The organism is Acidaminococcales bacterium (genome assembly GCA_031290885.1).
In the GTDB taxonomy this organism is placed as follows: domain Bacteria; phylum Bacillota; class Negativicutes; order Acidaminococcales; family JAISLQ01; genus JAISLQ01.
Genome location: JAISLQ010000026.1, coordinates 1 through 16496, shown reverse-complemented (window position 1 = coordinate 16496; position 16496 = coordinate 1). Strand labels below are relative to the sequence as shown.

The following is a 16496-nucleotide window of genomic DNA, read 5'->3' as shown; positions in this document are numbered from 1 at the left end:
GCCGACACAGGCAGGCGCGCTTTTTTGGGCGCAAGCGGCCGGGCGGGCCGGCTTTCGCGCGCGCCCTGATTTTGGCATTTGATGTTTGCCATAATATATAATATAATGTGATGTAACGATATATTGCGCATCTTCCAAATCGGGGGAGGGCAAAGGCGTGCCGGTAGAAGAAGATTACAGCAAGCAGCCGGAAAGCGCGACCGCTATCCTTTCAGAAACAAAGCGGCTGTTAGACAAATTAAAGGCGCAGGTCGGCGAACAGATCAAGAAAAAGCCGGCCAAGGGCTCTTCCGGCGTCAAAACGGCCGAACAAACGGAGGTGTTTTACCGAATTGACATGTGGCCGCTGTTGTCTAAAATAAAAGCGGCCGCCGGCGACAATTACACCTTATACATAACGGCCAGCGAAATGCACGCCGAAGCGATGTTTTCCTTAGGCGAGCTTTATATGTGGGCCGGGGAGTTTGGACGGGCCATCGGCATGTTCGGCACGGCCGCCAATTTGACGGACGGGCGCTCGGTCGTTGCCGCAAAATGCGGCAAAGCCTTGGAGGAGGCGCGCTTAGCCTACGGGCAGGACAGCCTTTGGGAAAAACGAGGCGGCTCTTTCGTGGCGGAAACAAACCGCGGCCATTCTTTTTTGCCGATCATAAAATGGCTGTTTTGCGGACTTATTTTCGCGTTTTTTTGCATATGGGGCGCGGTTGTGTTCTTAAATGTCTTTTTTGCGCGTTAGGCCGGCACGCTTGACGCCAACCGGGGACGGTTGCGCCGCCCAAAGCGCCAATGGCCTGAGCGGGGCCGGGCAAAAAAGGAAGGAAGGCTTTTGTGCATGGAGGAAATTTTTGACGAAATAATAGAGCGCCGGGACACCGACAGCTTAAAGTACGATTTCGCCGCGCGCCGGGGAAAACCGGCCGACGTTTTGCCTTTGTGGGTCGCCGACATGGATTTTCGCGCCCCCGCCTGCGTGCTGGACGCGCTTGAGGCGCGGGCGCGGCATGGCGTATTCGGCTATTCGGAAAGCCGCGGGGACTATCAGGGCGTTTTGCGGGCATGGTTTAAGCGCCGCCACGGCTGGGACATAAAAGAGGGCTGGCTGGTCAAAGCCCCTGGCGTCGTATTCGCGCTCTACAACCTCATACAGGCGCTTACGCGGGCGGGGGACGCCGTGATCATCCAGCAGCCGGTGTATTATCCTTTTGCCAACGCGGTAAATGACACCGGGCGAACCCTGGCCGTCAACCGGCTGGCGTACAAAGACGGCAGGTACAGCATTGATTTTGAGGATTTTGAGGACAAGATCGTCAAAAACCGAGTCAAGCTTTTTATCGCCTGCAACCCGCACAACCCCGTGGGGCGCGTCTGGCGGCGGGATGAATTGGAAGCCCTCGGCCGGATTTGTTTAAAGCGCGGGGCAATCGTCATTTCGGACGAGGTGCATCAGGATTTTGTCTACGCGGGGAACCGGCATTTGGTTTTTGCGGATGTAAACCCGGAATTTGCCGACAACACCATTACTTGCACCGCGCCGAGCAAGACCTTTAACTTGGCCGGCCTCAAGTCTTCCAATATCTTTATCGCCAACAAGCCGCTGAGGGACAAGTTCCAAAGGCAATTGGCGGCAACGGGCTACGGCGAGCCGGGCATTATGGGTCTCGTCGCCTGCAAAGCGGCCTATCGCGAAGGGGATGCCTGGCTGGACGGCCTTTTGTCCTATCTTGCCGGCAACCTCGCTTTTGTCCGTGAATTTGTGAAAAACCATCTGCCCGGCGTCAGCTTGGTGGAACCGGAAGGGACGTATCTGGTTTGGCTGGACTTTAAAGCTTTGGGCCTATGCGCGCGGGAATTGGATGAAATCATCGTCGGCCGGGCAAAACTCTGGCTGGACGCGGGCACGATGTTCGGCGCGGGCGGGGAAGGCTTCCAGAGGGTAAACATAGCCTGCCCGCGGGCAGTCCTGCGCGACGCCTTCGCGCGTTTGCAAGAGGCGCTGGCAAAGAAGGGGATTGCCGGGAAAACATCATGACCGACAAAGAAAAAGAACGCTTGGCGGCTTTGGGCGCCTGGCCGTACCTAGCGGGCCTGCCCCGCGAACTGGCGGGTTTTTCCTTGTCGGCCGGGCCGCGTGAAAATAACGGCAACATAGATATTTTCAGCTATGAAAACGCCCCGGCGCGCAAAAAATTGCGTTGTTTTTATAACAGCGCGACGCGCGACTATATGCTGCGCTATATTTTCGGCCTCAACGAATATAATGACAGTAAATATATAACGCCGGATCTTAATCTTTTTGCCGCGCTTTTGCGGGAAGGGCTGGCGGACGCGGCGGCGGAGCTGGCCGCGTTCAGCCGCGCCAGGGACTATCCTTTGCTAAAGGACAAGGGCATACCGGACTGGGCTTATCAGGGGGCCCTGCCCGCCGCCTGCTGCGGATTTGAACTTTATATCAGCCCGGACGCGCCGGCGCCTTTCATCAACGGTTCTTTTATCGTAGCCGATTACAGCGACTTTGCCGGCGGCCATCAATTCGCCGTCTATTACAATGAACTGCGCGATGAATTTTTCGCCGAGAAAAAACGCGCCGGCAACATCGAAACCACCGCCTTTTTCGACGCGCGCACGGTAAAGGAGCTTGACCGGAAACTAAAGGAGTGCCTGGCCGACTATTTGCAAGACTTCCGGCAGCAAATCGCCGGCGGCGCATAGTGGGCGGACTCCAATGAAACGGGGTGGCAACGCATGGACAAACAACGCATCATCGTCAATATTTTCAACGAGCAATATGCGCTGAAAGCCGACCTTTCCGAGGAAAAGGTGCAAGAATTGGCCGAATACGTAGACAGCCGCATGCGGCGAATCGCCAGCATGCAGCCGGCGATTTCCTCCGCCGGCCTGCGGGTCGCCGTACTGGCGGCGCTGGAATTGGCGGATGAGGCGATAAACGGCAAAGAAGCCTACGAGGGTTTGCTGGCGGCCATCAAAGAGGAAATGTCCCGTCCTTAGGCAGGAACTGGCCGCTTACGCGAAAAGGGACAAAACAAAGGCACATATCGCCCCCTGCCCGACGGCGGGGGATTGCGGGACGGTACGAAAGGCAATGGCAAAAGTAGAGCTTATGTCGCCCGCCGGCGGCATGGACGCGCTGCGGGCGGCGGTGAACGCGGGCGCGGACGCGGTTTATATAGGCGGGCGCCGGTTCGGGGCGCGCCGGTTCGCGGACAATTTCGCGCCGGAAGAATTGAAAACAGCGGTAGAATACGCGCACCTGCGCGGCGCGCGCATCTACGTAACGGTCAACATCTTGGCCTTGGACGGCGAAATGCCGGACTTGGCGGAATATCTGGCCTTTCTTTACAACGCGGGCGCGGACGCCGTTATCGTGCAGGACTTGGGGGCGGCGGCGCTCGCACGCGCAGTTGCGCCGGACATGCCGCTCTTTGCCAGCACGCAGATGACCGTAACCGATCTCGGCGGCGCGCAGTTCGCGCGCCGGCACGGCTTTTCGCGGGTAGTGCTGGCGCGCGAGAGTTCGCTTGAGGACATAAGATCCATCTGCGCCGCCGCCGTCTGCGAAATCGAAGTGTTCATCCACGGCGCGCTTTGCGTAAGCTATTCCGGGCAATGCCTGATGAGCAGCCTCATCGGCGGGCGCAGCGGCAACCGCGGCCAATGCGCGCAGCCTTGCCGCCTGCCTTACGCCATGACGGGCGCGGACGGGGGAAAGGTCATTGCGGAAGGCGCCGCCGGCCAGTATCTTTTAAGCCCCAAGGACCTTAACGCGATAGACCTTCTCCCCGCCCTTATCGGCGCGGGCGTTTCCGCTTTCAAGATTGAAGGGCGCATGAGACGCCCGGAATACGTGGCCGTAACGACCGAAATCTACCGGCGCGCCATCGACAGCTATTATGCCGGCGCGTTTCATGTGCCGGAAAAAGACCGGCGCGATTTGCGGCAGATTTTCAACCGCGGCTTTACTACGGCCTATCTTGCCGGCAGGCCGGGGCAGGCTTTTTTGAGCGACCGCCGCCCCAACAACCGGGGCGTGCCGATAGGAAGGGTAAGCGCCGCCGCGCGGGGAAACCCTTATATTGAGTTAAAATTGGAAGAGGACTTGAACGAGGGCGACGAAATCGAAATTTGGATAAGCGCGGGCGGCCGGGCGGCCGGCGCGGTGAAAGGGCTGCAAGTGGGCGATCGGGCGGCCGCCTGCGCCCGGCGCGGCGAAACGGCGCGCATAGCCTTCCCGCACCCCGTAAAGGTGAACGACCGGGCGTTCCGTACCTTCGAGCAGCAACTCATGAGCCGCGCGCGCGGTTTTTTTACTGCGGCGGACGCCTTTTCCCTGCCGGTCACGGCCGTCGCGCGCGCCGCGCCGGGCGAAGCGTTTGCCGTTACCTACATTGACGCGGACGGCAACAGCGGCGCGGCCGCCACTTCTTTTCGCGGCGAGCCGGCGCGCGGGCGCCCCCTCACCGCCGAAAGCGTCAAAAAGCAGGTCGGCCGGTTGGGCGGCACGGACTTTTACTTGGAAAAACTGGATTTGGATCTGGTCGGCGACGTAATGGTTCCGCTCAGCGAAATAAACGACGCCCGGCGGCGGGCGATCGCGGCGCTGCGGCAAAACCGGCTGGACGCCTTTTTGCGCCGGGGGAAAATATCGCCGCCCGGCGGCGCAAAAGCGCCGGCAAACCGTCGGCAAGCCTGCGGCAAACCGCTTCTCAGCGTCCACGCCGGCAGCCTTGATCAGCTTTGCGCCGCCCTGGAAAGCGGCGCGGACGTACTCATATACGGCGACGGCTACAGCCGCCGGCCGGCCGGCGCGGACGAATACCGGCAGGCGGCGCGGGCCGCCCGGGCAAGCGGCAAGGAAATCTGGTTCGCCGCGCCGCGCCTTACTTTGGAAAGCGACCGAGCTACCCTGAGCGGCCTTGTCGATATCTTCGGGGAAATCGGCGGCGGCGTACTCGTCTCATCCCTTGCCGCTTACGCCGCCGCGCGCGCGCGCGCCCTGCCGGTCTGGGTAAACTGCCAGCTCAACGCCTTCAACGCCCCGGCGCTCGAATTTTGGCGCGACGAGGGGGCGGCCGGCGTAACCCTTTCACAGGAACTTACCCTGCCGCAGGCGGAAGAGTTGTCCGGCAAAGGGATACTGCCCCTGGAGTGCATGGCCGATGGCCGCGCGGAACTGATGATCAGCGAATATTGCGCCATCGGCGTTTGGCTGGGAAACGGCGGGGGGAAATCCTGCGCCCGCCCTTGCGCCGACAAACAATATTTTCTCAAAGACCGTTTCGGCGAACAATTCCCGATAGTTACCGACCAACTGGGGCGCATGCGCATCCTCAACTCTAAGGAGCTTTGCCTTATCGGGCAGGTGGCGCGCCTGTCCGCCGCGCCGGTAGAGCGCCTGCGCATAGACGCCCGTTATCTTTCGGCGCAAGAGGTCAGGCGGCGGGTGGCGGACTATCGGCGGGCGATAGACGGCAAGGGCGATTTCGCGGCGCGGGCGGGAACGACGCGCGGCCATTATTTCAGGGGAGTATTGTAAATGCCGATTGGCGAGGCAACGCTCAAAGCGTTGGAATTTCATAAAATATTGGACAGGCTGGCCGACTGCGCCGCGACCTCGCGGGGGCGCGCAAAGGCCCTGGCCCTTTTGCCGGCGACGGATTTTGAACAGGCGCAAACGCGCCTTTTGCGAACCGGCGAAGCCTTGGCGATACTTCGCGGCGCGCTCGCGCCGCCTTTCGGCGGCTTGAGCGACATAGAAAGCGCGGTTAAGCGGGCGGCGCTGGAGGCGGCGCTGCCTGCGGCGGAACTGGCCCGGGTCGGGAACGCCCTTTGCGCCATGCGGCGGATGAAGGAATTTTTCGCGCCGCTCGAGGAAACCGCGCCGCTTCTTTGCGCCGAGGCGGGCGGCATTGTGGTTTTGCGGCAATTGGAAGAAGAACTGGAAAAGGCCATATCCCCGGACGGGGAGTTGAGCGACCAGGCCTCGCCCGAACTTTTCCGCCTGCGCCGGCAGATCCGCGCCACCCAGGAACGCGTCCGCGAAGAACTGGAAAACCTGCTGCGCGCGGAGCAAAACCGCCGCTATTTTCAAGACCAGCTTGTTACCATGCGCGGCGGGCGCTACGTCATACCGGTCAAGCAGGAGTACCGGCGGCTCATGCCGGGAATAGTCCACGATCATTCGGGCAGCGGGGCCACGGTGTTCATTGAGCCGCTCGCGGCGGTGGAACTGAACAACGAAGTCAAAAAACTGCGGGCGGAGGAACAAGAAGAAACCGAGCGCATCCTCAAACTGCTTTCGCTTCGGGTCGGCGGCGCGGCCGGCCCGCTTCTCGAAAACCTCGCCGCCCTGACGCGGCTTGACTTGGTATTTGCCAAGGCGCGGCTGGCCCTTCTCCTTAAAGCCGTCCCGCCCGAGCTTAGCAAAGACGGGCGCGTGGACATCGTCAAAGGGCGCCACCCGCTTATCCGCCCCGAAGCGGTAACGCCGGTGGACGCAAGGGCCGGCGGCGGGACAAAGACGCTGGTCATTACCGGCTCCAACGCCGGCGGCAAGACAGTAACGCTGAAAATCATCGGCCTGTTCGCGCTCATGGCGCAGTCCGGCCTTTTCCTGCCCGCCGGCGCGGGTACGCGGATGCCGGTCTTTCCATCGATATACGCCGATATCGGCGACGAACAGAGCATCGAGCAAGATCTCAGCACTTTTTCCGGCCAGATAAAAAACATCGCGGGCATACTGGAGGAGGCGGACGGCGGCTCGCTGGTGCTGCTGGACGAAATATGCGCCGGCACCGACCCTAGGGAAGGGGCGGCCCTGGCGATGGCCGTGCTGGAAAACCTGCGGGACAAAGGCGCGACGACCGTCCTGACCACCCATTACGGCGAACTTAAAGTGTTTGCTTTTCATAACGCCGGCATGGAAAACGCCAGCGTGGAATTTGACCCGGTTTCGCTTAAACCGACCTATCGCCTTTTGATGGGCACGCCGGGCAGCAGCAACGCTTTGTCCATCGCCGCCCGCATAGGGCTTGCGCCAAAAATCATAGCGCGGGCGGAGACTTTCGTCGGCAGCGCGCACAAAGAGCTGCAAAATCTCCTGGCCGGCCTGGAAAACGAGCGCAAAGAATACGAGCGGCGCAACCTTGAGCTGGAAGGGCTGCGCCGGGACGCGGCGACGCTTTGGGAACGGGCCGCGCGCCGGGAAAGCGAAATTGCCGCCAAAAAGCGCGACATAATCGACAAATGCCGCGAACAGGCGGCGGAAACGCTGCGGCAGGCCAGGCTGGAGGCGGAAGAAGCCATAAAAGCCATCAAAGCCCTTTATCAGGAAACCGACGGCAAAGCCCGGCAGACGGCGATTGACAAGGCGCGCCGGCGGCTTTTCGACATAAACTTGCCGGAAGAAGACGAACCGCCGGCCGGCCGGCCGCTCACCGCCGCCAATGTCCGCCCCGGCCAATGGGTATACGTGCCGTCGCTAAGGCAAAAGGGCATCGTCCTTTCCGCAGCGGGGGAAGACGTTACCCTGCGGATCGGGATTTTAAGAATGAGCATCGCCGCCAAAAAATGCGTACAGGCCGAGCAAGGGCAAAGCGGCGCCCCGCCGGCGGCTTTCTTCCGGCAGGGCGGGGAGGAGGCGCTGGCCAAGGCGGCCGCTTTCAAAAGCGAAATAGACGTGCGCGGCAAGACGGTGGAAGAAGCGATTTTGGAACTGGACAAATACATTGACGACGCGGCGCTGGCCAACGCCTCCCAAGTGCGCGTCATACACGGAAAGGGCGCGGGCGCCCTGCGGCGCGGGCTTGACGGCTATTTCGGCCGCCACCCCTTGGTGCGCGCGCACGAGCTGGCCGCCCCCGACGCGGGCGGCAGCGGCGCGACCATCCTTTTCCTTTGAGGATGCCGCCCGTACCTTGCGGCGCGGTGCCGCCGGCGCTTGTTCGGGGCTGCCTTAACGCTTGCCGCCCGTTTTGCGAAAAATCCCGAACCGCCGCGCCTTATATAAAACAAGCCGGGGGGCGTTTCCGGCGCGTCCGGGCGCCGCGCCAAACACAGTTGCGCAAACCATGTTTTTTTCATATAATTTATTTATGGCTTCATTACGGCAAAATAATTATGAAAAAAGGTGGAGACAATGCTGATCGACGAAAAATTCAAACAGTCCGGCCTTTTCCTCTTCCGCTGGCGGGGCTATCTGCCGCTTTTTTTCCTCGGCGCGACCTTCGCCACGCAATACTTCAGCCATCCCGCGCGCAACGGCCATTTTGACGACGCCCGCTGGGCCGCCGTCTGCCTTTTGGTCGGGCTTGCCGGGATACTGATCCGGGTCCTGACCGTGGCCTTCGTCCCTTACATGACTTCCGGGCGCGGCACCAGCCGCCCTTACGCCGAGCGGCTCAATACCAGCGGCATGTATTCGCTCATGCGCAACCCGGTATATTTCGGCAACTTTTTCACCTTTCTCGCCCCAGTGCTGTTCGTCCGGCACTTCTGGCTGCTCATTTTGTATCTGCCGGTGTTCGCCCTCTACCACGAACGCATCATTTTCGCCGAAGAAAGTTTCCTGCGCGAAAAATTCGGCCGCGAATACGAGGAATGGGCCAAAAAGACGCCGATATTCTTCCCCGACCTCTCCCTCTGGAAAAGGCCGGATCTTCCCTTTTCCTGGAAAATGGCGGTAAGGCGCGAATGTATAAGCGTTTTCACCCTGGTCATAACCATCTGGGCGCTGAAAATCGCCGAATACTATCTGGACCATCAGGCTTTGCACATCGAACCGTCCTGGCTCGCCCTTTTTTCCCTCTCCGGCGCGGTTTATTTAAGCGTCGCGCTCATCGTCCAGTTTTCCAACCGGCTTGACCGTTAAGCCCCCCCATAGGCAAAAGCCGCGCCCTGCTTTGTTGGCGCGGCTTTTGCCTATGGGGGGGCTGTCAACGCGGGCTTTTACTCTGCCTTAAAGACCATCAGCTTTTTAAAATTGACATAGACCTCGTCGCCAAGGGCAAATTCCTCAAAATGCGTGGCTTTGTTGATAATGCGTATTTCGTCCCCGCCGATTTGCACCCGGTAATCCACCGAATCGCCCAGGTAAACCTTGTGCAGGAGGCGTCCGGCCAGGGCGTCCGGGCGCGCGGCCTTGCCGATCTTGATGTGTTCCGGCCGCGCCGCCGCCAGGGCCTTGCCCGCTATGCCCGCCTCGTTGCTGATTTCATAGCGCAGACCGTGAATCTGCGCCATGTTGCCCTCCACCGTCGCGCCGATAAAGTTCACCAGCCCGATAAAATCCGCGACCACTTTGTTGGCCGGTTTTTCATAAACCATGATCGGGCGGTCGATCTGCTGGATGACGCCGCCGTGCATGACCACTATCCGATCGGACATGGCCATGGCCTCGGCTTGGTCGTGGGTTACATAGATGACGGTAACGCCGGTCTTTTCCTGCAGGGACTTTATTTCAAACCGCATGCTTTCGCGCAGCTTGGCGTCCAAGTTGGACAAAGGCTCGTCCAAAAGGAGCAGGGCGGGCTTGCCCGCCAGGGCGCGCCCAAGCGCCACCCTTTGCTGCTGGCCGCCGGAGAGCTGGTGCGGGTAGCGGGAAATATACGGCGCAAGATGCACTAATTCTATGACTTCTTCCGTCCGCCGCCGGATTTCCTCCTTGCTTTTCTTTTGGATTTTCAGCGGATAGGCGACGTTGTCGAACACCGTCATGTGCGGCCAGACGGCGTAGGACTGGAACACCATGCCGATGCCGCGCTTTTCCGGCGGCAGGAACACCCGGCTGCCGGCGGACGACACCAGCTTGTCGCCGAGATAAATGTCGCCGCCGCTCGCGCGCTCAAACCCCGCGATCATCCGCAGCACGGTGGTTTTGCCGCAGCCGGAAGGCCCCAGTATGGAAACAAACTCCCCATCGCTTATGGTTACGGAAAAATCATTCACGGCGGTTACTTCGCCGAACTTCTTGCTTACGTGTTCTATCTTTACCTGCGCCAAATTAGTCCCCCGCCTTCCGAAACGCCGCGCCCGGCAGCGCGGCCTCGTTTTGCCATTATATGCCGATGCTGCCTTTGCTGGCTTTATTGAGGATGATGTTGCCGATCAAAACGATCGCCAGTATGATTACCGACAGCACGGAAGCGTTCTGGGTGTCCGCGTAAGTCTGCAGCTCATATAAAAGCACGCCGATTGTCTTGGTTTCCGAACCATAGAGCAAAATGGACATGGTAAGTTCATAAAAAGACGGCATGAAGATCAAAAACCAGCCCGCCACCACCGATGGGGCGATCAGCGGCAGGATGATGTCCCGGCAGGCGCGCAGCCAGCCGGCGCCCGAACTCAGCGCCGCTTCCTCCAGCGAAGAATGTACCTGCACGAGCGAGGCGGAAATGGTGCGGACGGCCATGGTCATATATTTGACCAGATAAGCGGCTACCAATATGCCGGCGGTGGAATACAAATTGACGACGAATTTGCCGGAAAAGGCGATGATAAGCGCCAGCGCTATCACGATGCTGGGCGCCGCGCCGCCGGCCGTAACCAATAAATCCGGCAGCTGCCGTCCCCTGGCCGTCGTTTTCACCAAAAGGTACGATATGAACACCGCCAGCAGAGTGCCGACCGTCGCCGCCGCCACTCCGTATTGGAGGCTGTTGAAAATCGGCGCCAGATACTGGTCGCTGGCGATGACCGGCTTCCAGTTTTCAAAAGTCAGGTTGTCCAGACCGATGGGCTTGGACATGGTGCCGATAAGCGAAGTCAGGAGTATGGAGCCAAGCGGCAGCGCGACCGCCACGGCCGTGTAAAAGCCGACCGCGGCCAGCGCCGGCCAGCGCCATGCGCCCAAGTTCACGATATTGGGGCGGGTGCTTTTGCCGCCGATGGTAGTATAGTCCTTTTGCCCGGCAAACCGGCCCATGGCCAGCAAAAGGGCGTTGGCGAGCAGCATGAGGATCGTCGCCAGGGCGGTGGCGTCGCGGATGCCCTTGCTGTCGCCCATATAAACGTAGGTAACGATCCGGGTCGTCATCACCTCGATGTTGCTGGGCATGCCCACGATCGATGGTATGCCGAAACAGGACGCCGCCGATATGAACACCAAAAGGCCGCCCGCCAGGATGCTCGGGGCCATGAGCGGCATGGTAACGTCCCGCAGGGTCCGGAGCGGGGACGCGCCCGCGATCCGGGCCGCTTCCTCCAGCGCCGGGTCCATCTTCTCCATGGCGCGGGATATGGCGATGAAAGCGAAAGGGGAATAAAAAAGCGTCAGCACCCAGGTAAGCCCGCCCATCGTATAAATGTCGAAAGGCGACGCGTCAAGGCCGAACGCCCATTTTAAAACCATATTCAAATAGCCCACGCTGGGATTTAAAAGCTGTACCCAGGCAATCGCCCCGACATAGGGGGGGATCATGTAAGTCGCGACAAGCCAGGTGCGAAAGCCCCCCCGTCCCGGCAGGTTGGTCCTGCCGATCAGCCAGGCCAAGGGAAAGGTGAGAAGCACGCTGGAGACCATCGTCGCAAAAGACAGCTTCAGCGTATTGAGCAAGGCGCGCCAGTTCACGCTGCGGCTGTAAACGTCCTTATAATTGCTGAAATCGAAGCTGCCGCCCGACATAAAACTGGACGCCGCCAGATAAAGCAGCGGCAGCGCCGTAAAAATCAGCAGCAAGGCGACGCACAGCAAAATGACGGTCGTCTTGCTGTCAAACGAAGGCAGGGAAAAATTTCGTTTTGGCAAAATTCACCGCTCCCAACCGGCAATGAAACCAATTAATCAAGCGCGAAACAAGCCCCGCGCAACGGGCAGCCGCAAAGCGCCGGCCTTTGCCCGGCGTTTTGGGCAAGAGGGAACAAAGCCCCTTGTTTGCTCCCTCCCGCGCCATTATAACATTTTCGGCCTTATTTTTCTATCACCCGCGTACGAAATTCCTCTTTGTATTTTTCCTTCTCTTTGGAGAATTTTATCCAATCGGTTTTCACGGCTTTGCCGTAAAAGGTTTTGAGCGCGGGCGCCCCGTTCGGCGGCTTGACGTCCTCGCGCACCGAGTGCATCCAGCCGGTAACGACCGTCTCCTGCCCCGCCTTGGACAGCCACCAGTCTACCGCCGCCTTGGCGCCGGCGGGGTTCTTGCTGGCGGCCATGATGCCGATCGGGCTGGGTACGACGACGACGCCGTCCTCGGGATAGACGACTTTTACCGGTTCTTTTTTGGTTTCAATCATTTTCAGGATGTTCTCTTCCAAAATCATGACAGCCAGGTACTCGCCGGTCAAAAGCTTGTTTTGGATGGCGGAATTGCCTTCCTCCACCCGCAGGCCGTTGGCTTTGAGCTTGTCAAAATACTCCCAGCCGTATTTTTCCGACAAAGCCGCCGCCGCGACAAACGCGGTTCCCGACATCAGCGGGTTGGGCATGGCGATCTTGCCTTTCCATTTCGGGTCGGTCAGGTCCTTCCAAGTTTTGGGCGCGTCCTCGGCTTTCAGCTTGGACGTGTTGTAGGCGATGATCATGTTGCTGATCCTGACGGGCGTCCAGGCGCCGTCCTTGTCCTTTTCGATGGCGACGTCCTTGGCGGCGGGCGAAGCGTAATTAAGCAGCATCTTCTGGTCTTTCAAGGTGTAATAATAAGAAGGGTCGGCGACCATCAAAGCGTCCGCGGCAATCTTTTTCGCTTCCATCTCGCCGGCCATTTTGGCTATGACCTTTTCCGTGCCGGCCTGGAACCAGTCCACTTCCAAGCCGGGCAGGGCCTTTTTGATAATAGGTTTTACCATGTCGATTATATCGGGATAAATCGACGTATAGATCATTATCTTGCCGGAGGCACCCCCGCCCGCCGCCGGCGCCTCCTTCTGTCCGCCGCCGCAGCCCGCCAGGGCGGCGATCAGGGCGGCCGCCGCGCACGCCGCGGCCAACCTTTTGACCGAAAAAACCATCTTCAAACCAACCTCCTCAATTTTTGTCTTTTTCCCATCCCTTTATCTTCGCGGAAGCGCCCGCCGCCGGTAACCGCATCCCTCCTAAGCCGCGTTTTGGCGGAATCTTCCGTTTCAAGGGCCGCCGTTTGCCAATCTCTCGTTGTCTTTCCATGTCTATTATAATTAAATTATCGGCGGAGCGCAAAATTTTTTTGCAAAAGACAAACAGCCCCGCCCAAGCCGTCCGGTCGGCGCCGGATTTCGCCGCCGCCGAAAAATTCCAAAAAGTATTGTATATATTGGGGAATTCATATATACTGTATATATGAAAAAAGGCGGGACAATCATGTATTGACGCCGTTGCGCCGGCGGGCGGCGGGGGTTCTTCCCGCCGTCGGCCGATCGTTTCGCGCCAGTAGCAGGCGGGTTGCCGCCATTTTTGTATGAAAGCGAGGTGAAAATATGGCTGAACAACTGCTTAACGGCTCGATTACCCTGGTAGTGGGCATGCTGGTGGTTTTTCTTGTGCTCGGCATCCTGTACGGCATGCTGTTGCTCATCCCTTTGGTCAACAAGAAAGAATGACGGGACAATAAGCATTTCAAGATTTTTTAGGAGGATAAAAGATGGATTTATTTATTAACGCAATCTTAGATTTTTTTAAGGATTCCGGTTTGCCCGGCATTAACGTGGGAACGATCATCATGGTTACCGTGTCGCTCATACTGATGTGGCTGGCAATCGCCAAAGACTATGAGCCGCTCCTTTTGGTGCCCATCTCTTTCGGCATGCTGATGGTCAACCTGCCCCTGACCTACCTCATGGCTCCGCCCGCAGTCAACGCCGACGGCACGCACGCGGTCGGCGGCCTGCTGTGGTACATCTACCAGGGCGATGAGCTCGGCATCTTCCCGCCGCTCATCTTCCTCGGGGTCGGCGCCCTGACCGACTTTGGGCCGCTCATCGCCAACCCGATCAGCATCTTCCTCGGCGCGGCCGCCCAGCTCGGCGTATTTGTCGCCTTCCTCGGCGCCATCGTCTTGGGCTTCACCCCGCAGGAAGCGGCTTCCATCGGGATCATCGGCGGCGCCGACGGCCCGACCTCCATTTACCTCTCGACCAAGCTCGCGCCGCACCTGCTCGGGGCGATCGCCGTGTCGGCCTATTCCTACATGTCGCTGGTCCCCATCATCCAGCCGCCGATCATGCGGCTGTGCAGCAGCAGGGCGAACCGCGCCATAGTGATGGATCAGCTGCGCCCGGTGTCCGCGCGCGAGAAAATCGTCTTCCCGATCGTCAGCACCATCGTCGCCTCCCTGCTCGTGCCGAGCGCGGCCGCCCTCATCGGCATGTTGATGCTGGGCAACCTCTTCCGCGAATGCGGCGTAACCCCTAACCTTGCCCGGACGGCCGGCGACGCCATGATGTTCATCACGGTCATCTGCATCGGCGTAACCGTCGGCGCCACCGCTTCCGCCGAGGCTTTCCTGAACAGCCAGACCCTCGGCATACTGGCTCTCGGCCTGATCGCCTTCGCTTTCTCCACTTTTGGCGGCATGATTTTCGGCAACATCATGTGCGCCCTTTCCGGCGGCAAGATCAACCCGCTCATCGGCTCCGCCGGCGTGTCCGCCGTGCCGATGGCCGCCCGCGTCTCCCAGAAGGTCGGCGCGGAAGTGGATCCCTTCAACTTCCTCCTGATGCACGCCATGGGCCCGAACGTGGCCGGGTGTATCGGCACCGCCGTAGCGGCCGGCGTGTTCCTGACCATTTACAAATAACCAATGACCGGCGTGTGCCGCGAAAAAACATCCCCCGCGGGGGATGTTTTTTCGCGCCTGCCGGCGGCCTTGGTCTGTTCCAAGCTCAAAACGCGGGCTAAGATTGTAAAGACAATTCGCCGCTTTGCGCGGCCAAACGCAGGACGAAAAATTCGCTCAAAATCTAAACATTTCGGATAGCGCTGACAGGCTCTGCTCGCACGGCGGCCTTAACTTGCCCGCTCCCCGCGCGCGGCCTGAAAACAAAATGCCGGGGCAGAAGGCGGATCTACAGGAAGATATACCAATAGCCAAAAGAAAAGATGCTGCCAATGGCGGCGATAAAGATCGCTATCCCCTCCGGCGTGCGGGGATAGCCGAAATTAATGAAGTCCCCCAACGCGCCGCGCCGCGTAAAAAAAGAATAAGTGGTCCTTTTTTTGAACCAGCGCGCCTTGCGTTCTTCGCCGATTATCCCGGCGATAAGGGCGAACAGGCAGAAAGCGAACACGAGGGTTACGCCGATTTTCTTGGCGTAGATGAAGTCGGCGGCCGTAAGTTCTTCCATTTTCTCACTCCTTGCGCGAAATGGTTAATATTTGCCGCTTGCGGGGGGACGCGCCGCTGGCCGGCCAACGCCCTTTCCCTGAGCGTTTCCGATAGCGTCAGAGCGCTTTGATGTCAATATATTTTTGCAATTGCTCCATCTCATAGTCCGCTATCAGTTCCGTAAGCATACAGGCCTGTCCGCTTTTAAAATAATCATCAAAGCAGGCGTAGTATTTCCGACGGTCGGCGAATTTGACATCGACTGGCAGCAGCCCCGCCCCGATAAGCTCCAAGTTAAGTATGAGCCGGCCTGTCCGCCCATTTCCGTCAATGAAGGGATGGACGCCCTCAAAACGCAAATGAAACTCCGCCGCGGCGGCAATAATGTGCCGCCCTTGTTTCATGCTTTCATAGTCCCTTATGAGCTTTTCCATTTGCACCGGCACAAGGTAAGGCTGCGGCGGCGTATGCGCCGCCCCGGAAATAGTTACGGGAAGGCGGCGATATACGCCTCTATTTGGCGCATCGCTTAACAAAACCAAGGAATGGATGTCTTTGATAATTTTCTCCGTAAGCGGCGCGTTTGCTTTTGCAATACTCAATATATACTCAAAAGCGTCCTTATGCCCTATCGCTTCTAAATGTTCTTTTATTGGCTTTTCCGCTACCGTTATCCCTTTTTGTAAAATAAGGGCGGTTTCCTGCAAGGTCAGCGTATTTCCCTCGATAGCGTTGGAATTGTAAGTGTTCTCAATTACAAATTCTTGCCGCAGCCTTTGCAGTTCCGTCTCGTTGAAGGTACGCATGGCCGCTAGCTTGCTTTTCAACTCGTCTATTTTCGTAAAATCCATTGCCTGCTCCTCTTGCGCAAGCATATTATAACTTCAATGCCGCCGCCCCGTCAAGGGCGGCGGCAAACAAAGCGCGCGGGGATTGTCCCCGCGCGCTTTGTTTGCCCAAAGAGGTTTATTTGCCCGGGAAGAACGGCCAGACAATCGGGATAATGAGCAGGCAGACCACGAAGGACACCAGCACCAGGCCGCTGCCGGCTTTGACATAGTCCAGGAATCTGTAGTTGCCGGGGCCGAGCACCAAGGTGTTGGGCGGCGTGCCGACCGGGGTGGCGAAAGCGCAGGAGGCGGCGACCGCTATGGCCATGACCACCGCTTTCGGGTCGGCGCCGACGTTGCCGGCGATAAATACGCCGATCGGGCACAAAAGCGCCGAGGCCGCCGTGTTGGACATGAA

At 59.0% G+C, this 16496-nt stretch carries 14 protein-coding genes; 8 read left to right on the top strand and 6 right to left on the bottom strand.

Annotated features, from left to right (window positions below; genetic code table 11):
- The first annotated feature begins 157 nt into the window (after positions 1-157).
- From LBO03_03150 to LBO03_03120, 7 genes are all read left to right on the top strand, one after another.
- Positions 158-736, top strand: a complete 579-nt coding sequence (locus LBO03_03150) for a hypothetical protein (protein ID MDR3348592.1) — start codon at positions 158-160, stop codon at positions 734-736.
- 96 nt (positions 737-832) lie between these two features.
- Positions 833-2029 carry a pyridoxal phosphate-dependent aminotransferase gene (locus LBO03_03145; protein MDR3348591.1) on the top strand — a complete coding sequence of 399 codons (1197 nt, stop codon included), beginning with the start codon at positions 833-835 and terminating at the stop codon, positions 2027-2029.
- Positions 2026-2709, top strand: coding sequence for a hypothetical protein (locus LBO03_03140; protein MDR3348590.1), 684 nt, complete (start codon positions 2026-2028; stop codon positions 2707-2709). The genes LBO03_03145 and LBO03_03140 overlap by 4 nt, the downstream gene beginning before the upstream one ends.
- A 33-nt stretch (positions 2710-2742) precedes the next feature.
- Entirely contained in the window at positions 2743-3006 is a 264-nt protein-coding gene (locus LBO03_03135; protein ID MDR3348589.1) for a cell division protein ZapA, read from the top strand.
- Between the two features lie 94 nt (positions 3007-3100).
- Positions 3101-5551 (top strand): U32 family peptidase, encoded by a 2451-nt coding sequence (locus LBO03_03130; protein MDR3348588.1) that lies wholly within the window; start codon positions 3101-3103, stop codon positions 5549-5551.
- Positions 5552-7915 carry an endonuclease MutS2 gene (locus LBO03_03125; GenBank protein MDR3348587.1) on the top strand — a complete coding sequence of 788 codons (2364 nt, stop codon included), beginning with the start codon at positions 5552-5554 and terminating at the stop codon, positions 7913-7915.
- 237 nt (positions 7916-8152) lie between these two features.
- The gene (locus tag LBO03_03120) at positions 8153-8884 is read left to right on the top strand and encodes an isoprenylcysteine carboxylmethyltransferase family protein (protein MDR3348586.1); all 732 of its coding nucleotides are present in this window, start codon (positions 8153-8155) and stop codon (positions 8882-8884) included.
- A 77-nt stretch (positions 8885-8961) separates the two neighbouring features.
- Here the strand turns inward: LBO03_03120 and LBO03_03115 are convergent, their stop codons facing one another.
- The 3 genes from LBO03_03115 to LBO03_03105 form a co-directional block, all read right to left on the bottom strand.
- Complete coding sequence (locus LBO03_03115) at positions 8962-10014, bottom strand: ABC transporter ATP-binding protein (protein MDR3348585.1); 1053 nt, start codon at positions 10012-10014, stop codon at positions 8962-8964.
- A gap of 55 nt (positions 10015-10069) precedes the next feature.
- Positions 10070-11758 carry an iron ABC transporter permease gene (locus tag LBO03_03110; protein MDR3348584.1) on the bottom strand — a complete coding sequence of 563 codons (1689 nt, stop codon included), beginning with the start codon at positions 11756-11758 and terminating at the stop codon, positions 10070-10072.
- A gap of 161 nt (positions 11759-11919) precedes the next feature.
- Complete coding sequence (locus LBO03_03105; GenBank protein ID MDR3348583.1) at positions 11920-12957, bottom strand: ABC transporter substrate-binding protein; 1038 nt, start codon at positions 12955-12957, stop codon at positions 11920-11922.
- A gap of 608 nt (positions 12958-13565) precedes the next feature.
- Here LBO03_03105 and LBO03_03100 point away from each other — a divergent pair.
- Complete coding sequence (locus tag LBO03_03100) at positions 13566-14720, top strand: sodium ion-translocating decarboxylase subunit beta (GenBank protein ID MDR3348582.1); 1155 nt, start codon at positions 13566-13568, stop codon at positions 14718-14720.
- Between the two features lie 268 nt (positions 14721-14988).
- Here LBO03_03100 and LBO03_03095 read toward each other — a convergent pair whose 3' ends face one another.
- From LBO03_03095 to LBO03_03085, 3 genes are all read right to left on the bottom strand, one after another.
- Complete coding sequence (locus LBO03_03095; GenBank protein ID MDR3348581.1) at positions 14989-15267, bottom strand: hypothetical protein; 279 nt, start codon at positions 15265-15267, stop codon at positions 14989-14991.
- A 97-nt stretch (positions 15268-15364) separates the two neighbouring features.
- Positions 15365-16099: a Fic family protein gene (locus LBO03_03090; protein ID MDR3348580.1), complete on the bottom strand. Its 735-nt coding sequence runs from the start codon at positions 16097-16099 to the stop codon at positions 15365-15367.
- A gap of 115 nt (positions 16100-16214) precedes the next feature.
- The coding region (locus tag LBO03_03085) for an anion permease (protein ID MDR3348579.1) at positions 16215-16496 on the bottom strand (282 nt) is incomplete at its 5' end.

What these genes read in the sequence shown, in the direction of transcription:
- LBO03_03140 (MDR3348590.1), top strand. Translation starts at nt 2,026, where the DNA reads ATGACCGACAAAGAAAAAGAACGCTTGGCGGCTTTGGGCGCCTGGCCG.
- LBO03_03105 (MDR3348583.1), bottom strand. Translation starts at nt 12,957, where the DNA reads ATGGTTTTTTCGGTCAAAAGGTTGGCCGCGGCGTGCGCGGCGGCCGCC.
- LBO03_03095 (MDR3348581.1), bottom strand. Translation starts at nt 15,267, where the DNA reads ATGGAAGAACTTACGGCCGCCGACTTCATCTACGCCAAGAAAATCGGC.
- LBO03_03125 (MDR3348587.1), top strand. Translation starts at nt 5,552, where the DNA reads ATGCCGATTGGCGAGGCAACGCTCAAAGCGTTGGAATTTCATAAAATA.
- LBO03_03130 (MDR3348588.1), top strand. Translation starts at nt 3,101, where the DNA reads ATGGCAAAAGTAGAGCTTATGTCGCCCGCCGGCGGCATGGACGCGCTG.
- LBO03_03145 (MDR3348591.1), top strand. Translation starts at nt 833, where the DNA reads ATGGAGGAAATTTTTGACGAAATAATAGAGCGCCGGGACACCGACAGC.
- LBO03_03100 (MDR3348582.1), top strand. Translation starts at nt 13,566, where the DNA reads ATGGATTTATTTATTAACGCAATCTTAGATTTTTTTAAGGATTCCGGT.
- LBO03_03135 (MDR3348589.1), top strand. Translation starts at nt 2,743, where the DNA reads ATGGACAAACAACGCATCATCGTCAATATTTTCAACGAGCAATATGCG.
- LBO03_03120 (MDR3348586.1), top strand. Translation starts at nt 8,153, where the DNA reads ATGCTGATCGACGAAAAATTCAAACAGTCCGGCCTTTTCCTCTTCCGC.
- LBO03_03090 (MDR3348580.1), bottom strand. Translation starts at nt 16,099, where the DNA reads ATGGATTTTACGAAAATAGACGAGTTGAAAAGCAAGCTAGCGGCCATG.